We start from the raw sequence: 17592 nt of genomic DNA, 5'->3' as shown, positions 1-17592 counted from the left end.
GTGTTAAACAAGTATTAAGTAATAAGTATTAAGTATTATCCGTGTGGCAAACATATCGAAAGCTATGATAATACTTACTACTTACTACCTAAATATTTAATATTTATTTCCCTTTCATTCTCGTCACGTACTCGTTATAAAGTTGGTCGAGTTGTGTAGAGTAATGTTTTGCGAGTTCTTCTGATTTGTATTTTTCCATTAAGCGGACTTCGGCGTCAAGCAAGCTGGCGTTGTACACGAAGTTTTCGCTGGCGATGGCAAGCTGGCTGTCACTTAGGCTAAGATACCAGATCATGTATTCGAGCGATTTGTTGGCAAGCTCGTCGATGATCTTGTTGGCTTTTTCGTTCTGTCCCAGTTGGTAATAAGATTCTGCCATTTGGAAGGCGCCGTTTGCCCAGTCATACGGTACGTTGTATGATGGAATCATCTTTTCAGCGTAGTCGAGTGCGGCAAGTGCCTTATCCTTCTTGCCTTCTTTGATAAGCTGGCCTACGAGTTGTGTGAAGATACGGCGGTGCGTGTAGCACATACGCATCACGTTCTCGTCGATATAGATACCCGGCTTGTCGATACCACCGAACTTGAACTTGTTCATCAGGTTGTCGTACATCTTTTCGCTGTCAATCTTGCTGTCCAGTTTGTCTGTATCGAATGGCGTGAAACGGTAGGCAAGACCCTCTTGCATAAAGTGGTTACCCATACCCAGATGGTTTTCGCTTCCTACGGTGATTGCCATATAGATAGGACGTTCCCAGTTAGCGTTAGCAAGCATTTCGAGCATCATCAGTTCACTCTTGTAGAGGGCGCGTTTCGGGTTGCCGTTGGCGTCTCTAAGGGTGATTGTCATGTATTCGGGGATAGAGTCGCCCAAAGCTTCCGGTATCTTCATGCCGGAGCGGCGTACGGCTTCTTTGTCCACCTTCATTACGATGCTGTCCGTAGGGATCAGCGGCAGTTGGATATCTTTTCCTGTCTTTTTGAGAAGCTCTTTCAGTTGGTCGTTCTTGCCTAGCATCCAGCGGTTGATGATTTCCTTCAGTTCATAAGGATTCTCACCGAAGATGGAGTGAACGAGTGACAGTATAGTAGTGTCTCCCTGTGCAGCCAGTTCGTTTGCCTGTTTGAAATAGCTGTCGATGAAGGCTTTCATTTCCGTACGGATAGGGATATATTCGTTTTGTCCTTCCACATATTCCACACGGTCCCAAGTGATAGGAAGCGACGGAGAATCGTAGGCCGGACGTTTCATTTGGTCAATATACCAGTCTGTTTGCAAGTAACTTAGGTTACAGGTGCGGGCATCTGTACGGAAGCCTTCCGTTTCCTGGTTGTACCACAATGGGAAAGTATCATTATCACCATTGGTATAAATAATCGGATTCCCTTTCTCTTGTAAGGTCATCAGGTAGTTTTGTCCGAAGTCACGGGCAACGAAGCGTCCGCTACGGTCGTGGTCATCCCAGGTCTGTCCCGCCATCTGGATGGGGACGAACAAACAGAGCACTGAAGCCAGTACGGCTGCCGGAAGTTCCTGCATCTTGCAGTATTCTCGCAGCATACGGATGATACCTGCCACTCCCATACCTACCCAGATGGCAAAGGCGTAGAACGAACCGGCATACGCGTAATCTCGTTCACGGGGTTGTGCAGGGGTTTGGTTAAGGTAGAGCACGATGGCGATACCTGTCATAAAGAACAGGAAGAAGACCACCCAGAATTGCTGGATACCCCGCTGACTATGATAAGCCTGCCAGAAGAGTCCGATTAAGCCGAGAATCAGCGGCAGACAGTAGAATACATTGTGACCTTTATTGTTTTTGAGATCCTGCGGAAGCAGTTCCTGATTACCTACCAGCAGGTTATCGATAAACGGAATACCGGTGATCCAGTTACCGTGTTCAATTTCTCCGCTACCCTGTATGTCGTTCTGCCGTCCGGCAAAATTCCACATGAAGTAACGCCAGTACATGAAGTTCAACTGGTAAGAGAAGAAGAATTTGATATTTTCCCATTGGTTAGGCATATTCACCATCACCATTTCTCCACACTGGTCGTAAGGAACGTCATGCCCTTTGATGTCTACCCATTGCTTGTAGAGCGGTGCGTGTGACGAACTGTACATACGCGGGAAAAACATATTCTGTGCATATTCATATTCCACACGTCCGGGAAGTTCGATATAAGAGTCTTTTTCGTCGGGAGAAGTCTTTTCCTTACGGACAAACTTGCTTCCGGCTTCCGATTGGCGTGGAATACAATAACCGTCCTTCACGTCGAGTGCCACTTTCGAAGAGTAGGCAGGACCGTAGAAAAGCGGACGGGTTCCGTATTGTTCACGACCGAGGTATTCGCCCAGTGTGAATATATCTTCCGGTGAGTTTTGGTCCATCGGAGTGTTGGCAGTAGAACGGATAACGATCAGTGCGTAAGAAGAATACCCGATTACGATCATCATGGTGCACAGCAATGCCGTGTTCATGGTGCGGGCGGTGATACGCCATCTCTCTTTGATTTTAGCCTGTACACCCGGAGCAAGATAAAGTCCCAGTGCGGCGATAATCAGAATACCGATGATGATACTGCTGGCTCCGTGTCCGTAGAATGGGATACCCAGCAAAGCGATCGTCAGGATAAAGGAGATAGCCATGCGGGCTTTGTTCTTTTCGGTGTAACTTTCGTATACACCCCAGATCAGAGCGGCCGCAAGCAGAATGATATAAACCACTACGCCCGAGTTGAACGACATTCCGAGTCCGTTGACGAACAACAGTTCAAACCAGCCGCCTACTTTCACGATACCCGGTACGATGCCGTAAAGCACGGCTGCAACGAGCACCATTGAACCTAATAGCGCAATTAACGAACCTTTGGCGGTAGCATTCGGAGTTTTCTTGTAGTAATATACCAATACGATGGCAGGCAGACAAAGCAAGTTCAGCAAGTGCACACCGATACTCAATCCGGTCAGATAGGCGATGAGGATGATCCAACGGTCGCTATGAGGCTGGTCGGCTACATCTTCCCATTTCAGAATCAACCAGAAAACGACAGCGGTAAACAGGGAGGAGAAAGCGTATACTTCACCTTCTACAGCCGAGAACCAGAATGTGTCACTGAACGTATAGACCAGTGCGCCCACCAGTCCGCTACCCATAATTGTGATAAGCTGTCCTTTAGTGATATTGTTTTCGTCCGTGATAATCAGTTTGCGTACCAGGTGGGTGATGCTCCAGAAAAGGAACAGAATACAGGCGCCACTCATGAGGGCACTCATGTAATTCACCATTTTAGCAACAGTTGTTACGTCGGAAGCAAATTGAGAGAACAGATTCGCCACTAGCATGAAGAAAGGTGCGCCGGGCGGGTGTCCGACTTCCAGTTTATAGCCGGTGGTTATGAACTCCGGGCAATCCCAGAAACTTGCGGTCGGTTCTATTGTCAGGCAGTAGACGGTTGCCGCAATGATGAATGTAAGCCAACCCATAAGGTTGTTTACGGTTCTGTACTGTTTCATTAGCACTATCGTAGTTTATTCGTTAAAAACAAATTATGAGGTCGCAAAGATAGTGATTTGTAAGGATAATGAGGAAGAAAGTAAGAAATATTAAGTAACGGAGAGGTGATTTACTATCTCTTTCGATTTATTTTTCTACTTTTGCTTACTGACAATAAATGCTTGTGAAGTAATGGACAAGGACGTAAAGCTGGAACAAGAATTCGATCTGGTCTTCAAGGCACACTATTCACTAGTGAAGAAGTTTGCGTTGATGCTCCTCAAATCAGGGCAGGACGCGGATGACATCGCGCAGGAGGTTTTCACACGACTATGGGCCAAACCGCAGATTTGGCAGGACAACCCCGGGATAGACAAATATATCTATGCTATGACCAAACATGCCATTTTTGATTTTCTCAAGCATAAGCGCATAGAGCGGTCTTACCAACAGGCACAGATGGAAGAAAACCTTTTCAAGGACTTGTCTCCGTCGGATGACACGTTGGACGCCATCTATTATAAAGAAATACGATTGGCTCTGCAAATGGCCGTTGAACAGTTCCCCGAGCGCCGCCGGCTGATTTTCGAGATGAGTCGTCTTCATGGAATGAGTAATCTGGAAATAGCGGAAAAGCTTGATATTTCAGTGCGTACCGTAGAGCGTCAAATCTATCTTTCCTTGCTCGAACTAAAAAAAATCGTATATATTTTGTTTTTTCTTCATTTCATTTGAGTACTCTTCATAGTTGTGTCGTGCTATATATAGATTCACTACTAATAGCACAACGATATGAAGAATTATTTTCGGCAGATACTGACCTCGTTCACTAAGAATAATTATTCGGAAACCATCCGGCAGAATGTCTACGGATGGTTGACGGACAAGGAGCATGCCGTAGAAAAGGACAAAGCCTTAAAAGAAATCTGGGCGGCGGCGCACGCTATGGGCGAAGTGTCTCATGTGGAGAAAGAGCTCGAACGATGGAAGCGGAATAACGGCTTTCACACAGTCTCTACGCTTCCTGCAACTTCTAATCGTAAAATCCGGATATTGCGTCTTTGGCAGTCCGTAGCGGCTGTTCTGCTGTTGATTGCCGTTTCTCTTGGTTATCTGGTGATGCAGGCGGAGAGAACGCAGAATGACCTTATACAGGAATTCATTCCGGTGGCGGGAATGCGGCATCTTTCTCTTCCGGATGGCAGTCAGGTTCAGTTAAATTCAAAAAGTACTTTGTTATATCCGAAACAGTTTACCGGAAAAGAGCGGTGCGTTTACTTGGTTGGTGAAGCCAACTTTAAAGTAAAGCCCGACAAGAAACACCCTTTCATTGTAAAGTCGGATGATTTTCAGGTGACTGCTTTGGGAACGGAATTCAATGTCAGTGCCTATCCCGAGAATCCGGAAGTCAGCACAGCATTGCTGTCGGGCAGTGTATTGGTAGAGTGGGGAAATCTGACCCGGCGGACCGTATTGCGGCCTGACGAACAGTTGACGTATGACAAAGAGAATCGTCGGTTCCGGGTGGTGCATCCCGATATGGCAGATGTCACAGCCTGGCAGCGGGGTGAACTGGTATTCAACGAAATGACAGTGGAAGATATTATACGCGTACTGGAACGGAAATACGATTATACGTTTGTCTATAGTCTGAATCAATTGAAGAAAGACCGATTGAGTTTCCGGTTCAAGGATAAAGCACCTCTGGCGGAAGTCATGGATATCATTGTCGATGTGGCGGGCAATTTGAAATTCAAGATAGAAGGAGATAAATGTTACATCACACGGAAAATAAATCAATAACTTAAAAACACAATTACCGCCCATGAGAAAAAAGTATCCGGAACAGAGCGCCACTCCATCCCGGATATGAAATAATCAACTTTTCTGCATCAGAGTGTTATGCTCTGTTGATCTGATCTACGTGAATAACAACCTAGTTAACAAACTAATACTTAAAAGTTAATGCTACAAAATTACACATTTATAGCGGATAAGCGAGGTGTAAGAAGAAGTTTTCTACTCTTTTTCTGCTTATTTTTGCTACAAGTAACAGCTTTTGCTCAAAATGACGTGCGGATTACCATCCGTGAAAACAATATCACCGTCATTGAAGCATTGAAGAAAGTGGAAAAGCAGTCGGGACTGTCCATCGGATACAACAACTCGCTGCTGCGTGACAAACCTGCCCTCAATCTCAATCTGAATAAAGCCGGATTGGATTATTCTCTCTCTACTATCCTGAAAGGTACAGGCTGTACCTACGAATTGAAAGGGAAATACATCAAGATTATCCCTCAACCGGTACAAGAAAAACCATCTTCCGATAAACAAATCAAAGGAAAAGTGACGGACGAAACGGGTGAGCCGCTTATCGGTGTCAATATCCAGGTGCAAGGTTCTGCCAGCGGGGTCATTACGGACATTGACGGACACTATTCTATCGAAGCTCTGGCAGGCAGTATACTCAACTTTACCTATGTGGGTTATACTTCCCAAAGTGTAAAGGTCACGGACAAGAACGTGTACAATGTAGTACTTGCTGCCGCAGTAGAACAACTTAATGAAGTAGTTGTGACTGCTCTCGGCATCAAGCGCGAGCAGAAAGCCTTGAGCTACAATGTGCAACAGGTGGAAGCGGACGAAATCTCCGGCATTAAAGATGCTAATTTCATCAACAGCCTGAATGGTAAGGTGGCAGGTGTTACTATCAACAGCAGTTCTTCCGGTGTAGGTGGAGCCAGCAAGGTAGTGATGCGTGGTGCGAAATCTATCGAACAAAGCAGTAATGCGCTTTACGTCATCGACGGTATACCGATGTATAACTTTGGTGGCGGCGGTGGAATGGAGTTCGACTCACGGGGTGCTACGGAGAGCATTGCCGACATTAATCCGGACGATATCGAGAGCATCTCCGTATTGACGGGTGCCGCAGCAGCCGCACTCTACGGTAGTAATGCCGCCAATGGTGCGATTGTTATTACTACCAAGCGCGGGCAAGTAGGCAAGTTGCAAGTGACGGTGAACAGCAATACTGAATTTGCCCGTCCTTTCGTGCTTCCTGAATTCCAAAACCGCTACGGGACGGGAAGCCGTGGGAAAGACGGAGGTTCTACCATCCTAAGCTGGGGAGCGAAGTTGAATGACGCCTCCCGCACCAATTATGAACCGAAAGATTTCTTTGATACAGGACTGATCTTCACCAATTCTGTCACCCTTTCTACCGGTACGGAGAAGAACCAGACCTTCTTTTCGGTGGCGTCGGTCAACTCCGAGGGCATTGTTCCCAACAATCGTTATAACCGTTTTAATTTTACTTTCCGCAATACGACGAATTTCCTGAATGATCGAATGAAACTTGACATAGGAGCTAGCTACATTATTCAGAACGACCGCAACATGACGAATCAGGGGATTTATTCCAATCCCATTGTACCTGTTTATTTGTTCCCGCGTGGCGATGACTTCGGACTTGTCAAAGTGTTCGAACGTTGGGATCCGGCACGCAAAATCAATACGATGTTCTGGCCGCAGGGCGAAGGTGACTACCGTATGCAGAATCCTTACTGGATTGCTTACCGTAATCTGCGTCTGAATCAGAAGAAGCGTTATATGCTGTCTGCTCAATTGAGCTATGACATTACCGACTGGTTGAATATATCAGGACGTGTACGTGTGGATAACACACACACCAAGTATGAACAGAAACTCTACGCCAGCTCCAACCTTACGATTACGGAAGAGAGTACGCAGGGACACTATACCATCTCCAAGCCTGACGAAACACAGACGTATGCTGACGTGCTTGCCAACATCAACAAGCGTTTTGCCGACTTCTCGCTTGTAGCAAACGTGGGTGCCAGCATAGTGAACAACAGATACGAAGATTTAAGCTATCGTGGGCCGATTCGTGAAAAGGGAATACCGAACGTGTTTAATGTGTTCGACCTCGACAACACAAAGAAGAAAGCCCGTCAAGATGAATGGCAGGAGCAGACGCAATCTGTTTTCGCCAGTGTGGAAGTGGGTTGGAAGAGTATGCTCTATCTCACACTGACCGGGCGAAACGACTGGGCTTCGCAGCTTGCCAACTCTTCTACGTCTTGTTTCTTCTATCCGTCCGTAGGTCTTTCGGGTGTTATCTCCGAAATGCTGACTTTGCCGGAATTTATCGACTATATGAAGGTGCGCGGCTCTTTCAGTTCCGTTGGTATGCCTTATCCCCGTAACCTGACGTCGCCTACTTACGAATACGATGAGGCCAACCAGCAATGGAAACCCAAGACGCATTACCCTATCAAAGACCTGAAACCGGAGCGTACCAACTCATGGGAACTTGGGCTGGATATGCGTCTTTTCAAGGACTTTAGCCTCGGTTTCTCATGGTATTTGGCGAATACTTTAAACCAGACCTTCGACCCGAAAGTCTCCGTATCTTCCGGTTACAGCAAGATTTATCTCCAGACAGGATATGTGCGCAACTCCGGTGTGGAACTTTCATTGGGTTACGGACATACATGGAACAATAATTTTCATTGGGAGAGCAACTTCACCCTTTCCCACAACAAGAATAAGATAATAGACTTAGTGACCTATTATATCCATCCTGAAACGGGATTGCCTATCACACAAAATCGTTTGGATGTAGGAGGATTGGGCAGGGCACGCTTCATTTTGAAGAAAGGGGGAACATTGGGTGACCTCTATACGCAAAGTGACCTGAAACGGGATAATAGTGGCATGGTGGAGATTGACCCTTCCGGTGCGCTGACCACTGAAGACAACCTACCCGACATTAAGCTGGGCAGCGTATTCCCGAAAGCCAATCTGGCATGGAGCAATCGTTTCGAGTGGCGTGGAATCAGTCTAGGTGCACTCTTTACGGCACGTATCGGAGGTATTGCTTATTCTGCCACACAGGCGGCAATGGATCAGTATGGAGTCTCCGAACGTTCGGCACAGGCCCGTGATAATGGAGGTGTATTGCTTAACGGACGTACTTTGGTAGATGCGCAAACGTATTACAGCCTCATCGGTAACAGTAGCGGATTGCCGCAGTATTACACTTTTAGCGCCACTAACGTGCGTTTGCAAGAAGCTAGCGTGGGTTATACCATTCCACGCAAGTGGTTGGGAAATGTGTGTGACATCAATGTCTCTGTGGTAGGCCGTAATCTGTGGATGATTTATTGCCGTGCACCTTTCGACCCTGAAGCTGTAGCTAATACAGGCAATTACTATCAGGGCATCGATAACTTCATGCTGCCGAGTACCCGTAATATCGGCGTGAATGTGAAAATAAACTTTTAATCCATTAAATCGGATCGTATGAAACAAGTGAAATCTTTTTTAAAGATATTTTCCCTGGGACTTCTTCTGGTTGGCGGAGCAGCCTGCACGGCTAACTTCGATGAAATCAACCGCAAGGAATACGAAGTGACTAAGGGGGAGCAGGGACGTGAGAACTATAACATAGGTTCTACTTTGCGAGGTTTGCAAGGGCTGGTGGTTCCCACCGAAGAGCATCTCTATCAGTTTATCGAGGCGTTGGCGGCAGGTCCGTTTGCCGGATATTTCGGAACTACGCTCGCGCGTACAGATAAATTTGAAACTTATAATCCGTCTGTCGACTGGCAGGACAAGACGTTCGGTGATATTTTCACCCAGTCTTATCCGCTTTACCGTGCTTTGCAGGATCAGAGCGACGATCCTGTGGCGCTGGCACTTGCTAAACTGCTGCGGGTATCTATTATGCACCGTATGACGGATATGTATGGTCCCATTCCTTATAGCAAGGTAATAGATAAGCAGGGCGGTGTTTCGCTGAACGTGCCTTATGATTCGCAGGAGGAAGTCTATGCGCAGATGCTGAAAGATCTGAACGAAGTGACGGATGTATTGAAAGAAAATCTCTCACTGGGCACTGAAGCATTCCGCAAGTTCGACGACGTTTATTACGGCGACCTTGGCAAGTGGTACAAATACGCCAACTCTTTGAAGTTGCGTATGGCCATCCGCATGGCTTATGTCGATCCTACTACGGCACAACAGGTGGCACAGGATGCCGTAGATGCAGGAGTGCTCACTGCCAATACCGACAATGCCCAGATGACAGTGGAAGAAAATCGTGCCTCGATGGTGTTCAACGGTTGGTCCGACCATCGGGTAGGAGCCGATCTGCTTTGCTACATGAACGGTTATCAGGACCCTCGCAGGGATAAGATGTTCACTCAAGTGGAAATCACGGAAACAGTCGGTGGTAAGCCGATAAAAGTATCTGGTTTTGCTGGTATCCGTATAGGCATCGACGTGGCGAACAAGGAAAGCGTGATAGACCGTTATAGCAAACCGATTATTTCCACCTCCAGTCCTTATCTTTGGATGACGGCCGCCGAAGTCACGTTCCTGCGTGCTGAAGGCGCATTGCGCAACTGGTCGATGGGCGGCGACGCCAAAGAGCTGTATGAAGAAGCAATCGCTCTTTCTTTCGAGCAGTATGGGCTTCCCGCCACGGATGCCATTGCTTATGCTGCCAATGCCTCCAACACACCGCAAGCCTACACTGACCCTGTGGATGGAATCTATTCAGCCGGAGCCGTCAGCAGCATTACTGTTGCCTGGCAGGAGGGTGCCGAATATGCCGAGAAGAATCTGGAGCGTATCATTACCCAGAAATGGATTGCTATGTTTCCTTGTACGGTAGAGGCATGGAGCGAATATCGCCGTACAGATTATCCGCATTTGCTGCCCGTGGTGGTAAATAGCAGTGGTGGCACTATCGATGACAGTAAGGCTAAGATACGCCGCCTGTGGTACCCGCCTAGTGAATATTCCGGTAACCGCCAGTATATTCTGGAGGCCGTCGGCTTGCTGGGTGGCCCTGATAATGGCGCTACTTCTCTTTGGTGGGACAAGAAACCAAGACAGTAGAGGCACGAGACTGGATATGAGATTTAGAAAACAAGAAAATATAGAAACTAAAACAAGAAGATATGAATATGAGAATTTCCATTGCTAACATCTTCACTCATCTGTTCCTGCTGCTGGTATTGCTTATCACCGCTTCGTGCAGCGACTGGACCGATCAGAAAGCCGTTGATATTGACCCGCAGCATGCCAAAGAACAGAATCCAGAACTTTGGGCGCGTTACATGGAGGCGCTGCGTACGTATAGACAAAGCAAACACTTTGTCACTTACGGTAGTTTCGACAATAGTGCCGAAAAGTCGAAGAATGAAGGTGCTTACCTCCGTTCATTGCCCGATTCACTGGACATCGTAACGCCGGCACATCCTGAAAGACTGACTTCTTATGACTATGAGGATATTCTCCTGTTACAGGAAAAGAGTATCAAGGTGCTCTATTTAGTGGATTATACGGCTCAAATGCCTGCCTTGACCGATGCTGCCAAACTGGGTGCCTGGTTGGATAAGGCTGTTGCTGCCGCTTCCCAGTTGGGGATGAATGGGTTTGCCATTAAAGGTACTCCTCTTTATGGAGGAACGGAAGCTGAACAGGCTGCCCGTCGTGAAGCAGCCCAATTAATCGTCTCCAAACTCTCTGCCGCCGTAGGCGATGGCAAACTGTTGGCATTTGAAGGTGATCCCGCCTTTATTGATGCCGCTGACCTGAATAAGCTGGATTATGTAGTATTGAATACTGTTACGATTACTTCTGCTGTGGATTTAAAGCTCTATGTGGCAGGCGTGATAGAAAACTTCTCAATCCCTAAAGAGAAACTATTGCTCTCCGCCAAGATCAATGAGAAGCTAGTGGATGAAGAAGGTGAAAAATTGGATGCTGTTACCGAGATGACAAACCGTGTTGTTTCTCTGGGGCCTGTAGGCGGGCTTGCTATCTATGCTTTGGGTGATGATTACTATCATACGAAGATGAATTATGAAACTAGCCGGTTAGCCATCCAAATAATGAACCCATCCAAATAAGGGGGTGTAACTAAGAGATTATTTATTGTGAAACCTGTAAAACACTATAATGATATGAAAAATAACCCATTTAAATACTTCGTCTTTCTGATGCTGTCACTGCTGATGGCAACAATGGCGGGGTGTACTGAAGATGATATTTCTATGCCTGCCGGGCAGTTGCCGGATGAAACGCCGATGAATAGCGTCGGAGGGCAGTTGTACAGTGGAAAAACATTTTCTAATAAGATTACTGTCAGCATGTACGAAGATGATGGAGCTGTAACTGAAGAGATATGTTATGCACTGACAAAGCCTGCTACAACGGCTGTTACGGTAAAAGCCATCCCGTCTCCGGAGCTTGTGGCTAAATATAACAGTGACAACGAAACTGATATGAAAGAATTTCCTGCTGCTAACGTAACTTTGGGAAATGGCGGTTCGCTTACTGTGGCTGCTGGAAAGAAAGAGTCCGGGAATATTAGTATAACTCTTTCTCCTGATGGATTGGAGCCTGAAACACTTTATTTGTTAGCGATTGCTTTGACACAAAATCCGGTAGGAGTAGATGCACAAGAGAATAAACAAGTAATTTATTACAGAGTGAATTTCCGTGAAAAGACTACTATGTGTGAACCTGATAAAGAGGGACAAACACAAGAAATCCCGCCACTAATGTCTGGTGTAACTACAGTGTTTTATGTAAATACAGAAACATATAGTCCTTTAATAGCTGGCGTATTGGCAATTAGAGATGAGGGAGTATACCCTCTTCCTCCTTATAGTCGCTTGGGGCATATAGTAAACTTGAAAAGGGCAACGATAGGTTACGATGCTGTTAGCCAGCGTGCTTTGCTCGCATCAGGAAGTGACCTGTCTTACGTATTGGAACATAGAGATAAATACATTCGCCATCTTCAGGAAATTGGCAGTAAAGTTTGTATTTGTATTGAGAATGGTGGTAAAGGCATCGGCTTCTGTAATATGAATGATGCGCAGATTGCTGATTTTGTCTATCAAGTGAAAAGTATAATAGAACGTTACTATTTGGACGGTGTAAACTTATGGGATGATGATAGTAAATATGGTAAGGCAGGGATGCCTGCAATGAATACTACTTCATACCCCAAACTGATAAAAGCTCTTCGCGAGGCTTTACCGGACAAGTTGTTAACGCTGGTTGATAAAGGAGAGGCTACGGAATATTTCTACGATGTAAATAAATGTGGGGGAATCGAAGCTGGTAGATATCTTGATTATGCATGGCATGGTTACTTTTCGCCAACAGAAGTGGTAGAAGCTATTACCCCTAATCCGGAGGGTATCCAAGTTTATAGCAAATATTCACGTAAACCTATTGCCGAACTGGATCCTGCTTGTTATGGAAGTGTAAATATACCTTGTTATTCTGACAATAATCTCACTATAAGACAGCTTGCTGCAGAGAATATAGCAAAATGGAAGGCTGCAGGATATAAAAAGAGCAGCATTATAGTTTATGGAGGTGACCTTATCGGTACTGAATATGGGGGCTATGAACAAGCTGTTAAGGTTATGTTGACTGAGTATAGTTTTCAGTCATTTATGGATGAGGGTGATAGCTGGAATTTTGTAAATGATGAGCTTGTATGGGGAAATGCTTTTTATGGGGCAAATTTTCTGGATTATCAATTAAAGTTTGGTCCTGATAAGAATCCTTACAGAAAAGACTGGTAATTTTTCCTTTGAATATTATCAATAAATACTTTTTCCATAAATAAAGGAAAAACTCGTTCTTTGACATATTGAAATTACCGTTGATAGTTGTCATTTGCTGTGGATTCTTTTCGTAAAAATGTAACTGCAATCTAAACTTATTGATTACTTTTGACCCCGATATATAATATGAATAGTTTGAAGCTATTTATAACAGACATACAAGATGGAACAATTGCAGATAATTCAAAATAAAATATATGAGTTTAGAGGTCAGAAAGTGATGCTTGACCGTGATTTAGCAGAGATGTATGGAGTGCAGACAAAAGTGCTTAATCAGGCTGTCAAACGAAATATAGAACGTTTTCCTTCTGACTTCATGTTTCAGCTTTCGAGTGAAGAAACCCAAGATTGGAGGTCACAATTTGTGACCTCCAATGCTATAAAAATGGGACTAAGACGTAATCCGTATGTATTCACAGAGTTGGGTGTAGCCATGCTTAGCAGTGTATTGAACTCTAAAGTTGCCATTCAAATAAATATGGGGATTATGCGTGCCTTTGTTGCCGTTCGGCAAATGATAAATCTTCCGAAAAGAGATAAGCTTGCAGAACTTCAAGTCGAAGTTGAGGAGCTGAAAGGTTATATAGAAGAAGTATTTGCTGATTATAATGATATTAATGATGATACCCGTATGCAATTGGAACTTATAAATCAGACTTTAGCCGAATTGCAGGCGCAAAAGAAATTGAAAGAAAGACCAAGTAATCCTATTGGTTTTATTCAGCATAAGAAACTGAAAAATGATGATCAGGAATAGAGAATAGTATAGTAAAAGCTTTAATAGTATATCAGACGGTAATTTCGATATGTAAATTTGCCGTCTTTTTTTGTGTTCGGACGGCTATATAAATAGGGCACATAAGTGATTTATGTTTTTGATTAAACTTAATATACGAACTGGTATGAAAACAAAAAAAATACTTCGAGGTATGCTTACTGTCATTTCACCGGCTATCATAACTACGGCCCTGTTGTTATGTGCCACCGGCTGTGATAATAAAGACTATAGCAATGCTTCCCCTTTCGATAATGTCGTTTATCTGGATGCAGCCAAGCTAAAGGACGTGTCCAATTTTACTTTTAACCGTACCATAGAGACGGGACAAAAGGAAATTTCCGCTTTGTTGGCACGTCCTGTAGGCGAGGATATCAATGTAGGTATTAAAGTAGACGCCTCGCTGGTGAATACTTATAACGCCCGCCTTGGTGCTAATTATACCATGCTTGATGCCAAACATTATAAGCTGTCAGCAGGTCAGACTGTTATCCCGCAAGGTGAGATTAGTTCCAAACCTGTCACTATCGACTTCTCCGGTCTTACTGACCTTGAAATTGATGCAGGCTATTTGCTCCCCATCACTATCGACCAGGTGTCGGGTGGCATGGGTACACTAGGTGGTTCAAAGACTATTTGTTATGTGGTACGTCGTTCCAGTGCCATCACTACGGCTGTCAACTTGAAAAACAATTTCTTTGAAGTACCGGGCTTCGATAAAGATAGTCCTACGGCTGGTGTGGTGAACAACATGAAGCAACTTACTTATGAGGCTATTATCCGTGTAAATGACTTTAAGAATGGTACAATTGCAAGGGAAATATCCACTATTATGGGGATTGAACAATATTGCCTATTCCGTTTGGGTGACGCAGGCTTCCCGGCGCAACAACTGCAATTCTCGTGCAATGAGATTAAATTCCCGAACGCTGACAACAGTAAACTGTTGCAGGAAGGCGAATGGTATCATGTGGCTGTAACGTTCGATACAGAAAAGAAAGTGGCGGCTATCTACGTAGATGGTCGTGAACAGAGCCGTATTGAAGATTATGGTAAAGGAGAAGCTATTAATTTGGGTATGCAGAAGCAGGGTGACTTCAAGTTCAAGATCGGTCATTCTTATGGTGAGATGACGGACTTCTCCCGCCAGCTCGATGGTGAAATCTGCGAAGTACGCATTTGGAACGTAATGAGAACCCAACAGGAGATCTTCAACAATATGTATAACGTAGATCCTACTACTACCGGACTTTGTGCTTACTGGAAATTTAACGAAGGGCATGGTGACATTGCCGAGGATTACACCGGACATGGAAATGATGCTCATGTACATACATCGCCGGCTGTATGGCCGCAAGGCATTGAGGTGACGCAGAAGAACAAAGAATAGTTTTGGAATAAGAGAATAGAATGATAAAATGCCTCGCCAAGCAGAAATGTGAATTGCATTTCTATGACTTGACGGGGCATTTAGTTGCTTTTTTTTCATTAGTCATAAACTATAAACGTAACTTGCGTTTATAGTTTATCCTTACTCAAGCATAACTTTCCTGTTGGAGAAGAGCAAGTTTACTATTAAGACAACGGAAGTTTACTATTAATAGCTTGGCTGTTAGGTGTTAACACTTGTAATATCAGCTGTTAATGGTTGAGATTTCAGGTATTAATATTCGGGTTGCTGTATACATATGTTTGGGATATTGAGTATGTGTATCCCTAGATATACATACTACACTACAGAAATAATAAGGGGATAACCGTAAAAAGAGTAAATACTGATATCGAACGTTTAGTATTATTCAAAAGTGATTGGTTTATTTGTAGATGCAAAAAAGAACAACTATTTTTGTCTTACCTAATAAACAGTAACCTATGTCTGTTGATGTTATAAAGCAGGAACTATTGTCGAAATTGAAGCAGGAACATTGCTTCTGGTCGTACAATGAAGATTCAATCAAAGATATTCCGGATGATATGCTGATTGAAAAAACGTTGTTGCATCTTGATTTAGAGGAAATTAATCAGCTTTTTCTGGTTTATCCTTTCAAGAAAATCAAGCAGGTATGGCTGGATTATCTCATTCCACAAGAGGAATATCTCTATACGTTGAACCGTTTTTTTGCATGGTACTATTTTAAAGCAAAGAAACCGGACGCTTATATAAAATCTATGGCTACTCGTCACCTAAATAAAATACTTCTATGAAAGGATTAGCTCCACACACACTGCAGATTTTTGAAGCGGTTTCCCAATTGGATTGCATAAAACCTTATCTTCTGGTCGGTGGAACTGCCTTGTCTTTACAAATCGGAACTCGTCAGAGTGAGGATTTGGATTTTATGAAGTGGCGTACTTCCAAGATAGAGAAGATGGAAATAGCTTGGTATCAGATAGAGAAAGAACTAGCTACGATTGGAGAGATTCAGCATAAAGATATTCTGGATATAGATCATGTGGAATATCTTGTGTCAGGAGTGAAATTTTCGTTTTATGCTTGCCCTAAATATTCTCCGGTAAGTGAGCCGGTAAACTATCTTAAAATCCGGTGTGCCTGTCAATGATTTAATATCTTTGGCTTTAAGCTACTCCGGACACAAGCTGAAGTCCAAGAACCTTTTGGCAATGCTTACTAATAGCAACCGCTTTACGAGGGATTCCCATTTTGAGCAGCTTGAACCTGTTTATGATGTGACTGCACAAGAAATAGAGGACTATATAAAGAATTGTTTGCTCTAATTTGTTTGCACGAATCTACCAATGAACTTTTTTACATAAATAGATTCCTTTAATGATGGTGATGATGCTCTCCTAAAACCCGATGAGGCAATGTGCCGTGTCCCAATAGTTCGATGGGGCAGTTGAAGTTTCTTTCCAGCCATTCGGTAGTGACGCCCGTGTCCGGATGGTAATCCAGTGTTTCATTGACACAGGCGATGGATTTTACCTGTTGCAATACAGTGCCGATGTCGTGACTGACAAGGATAATGGCACATTCTTTATTGATTTCAGCCAATAACTCATAAAGGCGTGCTTCGAAACGCTTGTCGATATACGTGCTGGGTTCATCGAGAATCAATACTGCAGGGTCCGAGATGATGGCACGTCCTAACAGGGCACGTTGCAGTTGTCCGCCGCTTAATTGTCCGATAGAACGGCTCTCAAGCCCCTCAAGTCCCATGCGGGCGATAATCTGTTTGCCTTTCTCTCTTTGTTCGGGAGTGAACCGGGAGGTGAGTGACTTCTGTATGCTCAAGCCGGACAGGATCACTTCTTCCACGGAAATAGGGAACTTCCGGTCTATGGTGCTATATTGCGGTAGGTAACCGAGGAAAAGCTGGGATTTCGCGGAAGAACTTTGGTGGGAGTTTTTGGCAGATGTTTCTGTCGAAGTCCCTTCCGTAGATGTTCTTATGGGAGCCTTCTCGGGAGTATGGAATATAATTTCTCCTCCGGTTGGTTTCAACAGACCGAGGATGCACTTTATAAGTGTTGTTTTGCCGCCTCCGTTCGGACCTATAATACCTAGAAAATCCCGTTCGTAGATGCTTAGATTAACATCGTGGAGAACAGTGCGACCGTCATATCCGGCGGAAAGATTCTTTATTTCGATTATTGGTTTCATTATTGGAAGTGGCTT

11 protein-coding genes and 1 pseudogene are annotated in these 17592 nt (G+C 44.5%); 10 read left to right on the top strand and 2 right to left on the bottom strand.

The genetic code is table 11. The features are described 5' to 3' along the window. Nucleotides 1-103: 103 nt before the first annotated feature. Nucleotides 104-3517: a DUF2723 domain-containing protein gene (locus I2I04_RS18045; protein WP_195655565.1), complete on the bottom strand. Its 3414-nt coding sequence runs from the start codon at nucleotides 3515-3517 to the stop codon at nucleotides 104-106. A 172-nt stretch (nucleotides 3518-3689) separates the two neighbouring features. On the opposite strand from I2I04_RS18045, the gene I2I04_RS18040 reads away from it, so the two are divergent. The 10 genes and pseudogenes from I2I04_RS18040 (at nucleotide 3690) to I2I04_RS17995 (ending at nucleotide 16691) form a co-directional block, all read left to right on the top strand. Continuing rightward, nucleotides 3690-4232, top strand: coding sequence for an RNA polymerase sigma-70 factor (locus I2I04_RS18040; RefSeq protein ID WP_195472391.1), 543 nt, complete (start codon nucleotides 3690-3692; stop codon nucleotides 4230-4232). 57 nt (nucleotides 4233-4289) lie between these two features. After that, nucleotides 4290-5300 carry a FecR family protein gene (locus I2I04_RS18035; protein ID WP_195472389.1) on the top strand — a complete coding sequence of 337 codons (1011 nt, stop codon included), beginning with the start codon at nucleotides 4290-4292 and terminating at the stop codon, nucleotides 5298-5300. A 162-nt stretch (nucleotides 5301-5462) separates the two neighbouring features. Then, a complete protein-coding gene (locus tag I2I04_RS18030) occupies nucleotides 5463-8807 on the top strand; it encodes a TonB-dependent receptor (protein WP_195655564.1) in 3345 nt (1114 codons plus the stop codon). An 18-nt stretch (nucleotides 8808-8825) separates the two neighbouring features. Further along, entirely contained in the window at nucleotides 8826-10427 is a 1602-nt protein-coding gene (locus I2I04_RS18025) for a RagB/SusD family nutrient uptake outer membrane protein (RefSeq protein ID WP_195655563.1), read from the top strand. Between the two features lie 62 nt (nucleotides 10428-10489). Beyond that, entirely contained in the window at nucleotides 10490-11443 is a 954-nt protein-coding gene (locus tag I2I04_RS18020) for a glycoside hydrolase family 18 (RefSeq protein ID WP_195655562.1), read from the top strand. Nucleotides 11444-11497: 54 nt separating this feature from the next. Beyond that, nucleotides 11498-13138, top strand: a complete 1641-nt coding sequence (locus tag I2I04_RS18015; RefSeq protein WP_195655561.1) for a BT_3987 domain-containing protein — start codon at nucleotides 11498-11500, stop codon at nucleotides 13136-13138. Nucleotides 13139-13343: 205 nt separating this feature from the next. Next, on the top strand, nucleotides 13344-13937 hold the full coding sequence (locus I2I04_RS18010; protein ID WP_195655560.1) for an ORF6N domain-containing protein: 594 nt from the start codon (nucleotides 13344-13346) through the stop codon (nucleotides 13935-13937). 145 nt (nucleotides 13938-14082) lie between these two features. Then, nucleotides 14083-15345, top strand: coding sequence for a DUF1735 and LamG domain-containing protein (locus tag I2I04_RS18005; protein WP_143256619.1), 1263 nt, complete (start codon nucleotides 14083-14085; stop codon nucleotides 15343-15345). Nucleotides 15346-15827: 482 nt separating this feature from the next. Further along, nucleotides 15828-16160: a hypothetical protein gene (locus tag I2I04_RS18000; protein WP_195655559.1), complete on the top strand. Its 333-nt coding sequence runs from the start codon at nucleotides 15828-15830 to the stop codon at nucleotides 16158-16160. Beyond that, nucleotides 16157-16691, top strand: a pseudogene (locus I2I04_RS17995) (nucleotidyl transferase AbiEii/AbiGii toxin family protein). Before I2I04_RS18000 ends, I2I04_RS17995 begins: the two are co-directional and overlap by 4 nt. A gap of 49 nt (nucleotides 16692-16740) precedes the next feature. Here the strand turns inward: I2I04_RS17995 and I2I04_RS17990 are convergent. After that, the gene (locus I2I04_RS17990; protein ID WP_008770478.1) at nucleotides 16741-17577 is read right to left on the bottom strand and encodes a metal ABC transporter ATP-binding protein; all 837 of its coding nucleotides are present in this window, start codon (nucleotides 17575-17577) and stop codon (nucleotides 16741-16743) included. Nucleotides 17578-17592 lie beyond the last annotated feature (15 nt).

Origin of the sequence: Bacteroides sp. 1001136B_160425_E2, from assembly GCF_015559655.1 — a bacterium.
GTDB classification, from domain to species: Bacteria; Bacteroidota; Bacteroidia; order Bacteroidales; family Bacteroidaceae; genus Bacteroides; species Bacteroides luhongzhouii.
The sequence above is the reverse complement of the archived record's forward strand: the minus strand, read 5'-3'. Positions and strand labels throughout refer to the sequence as shown.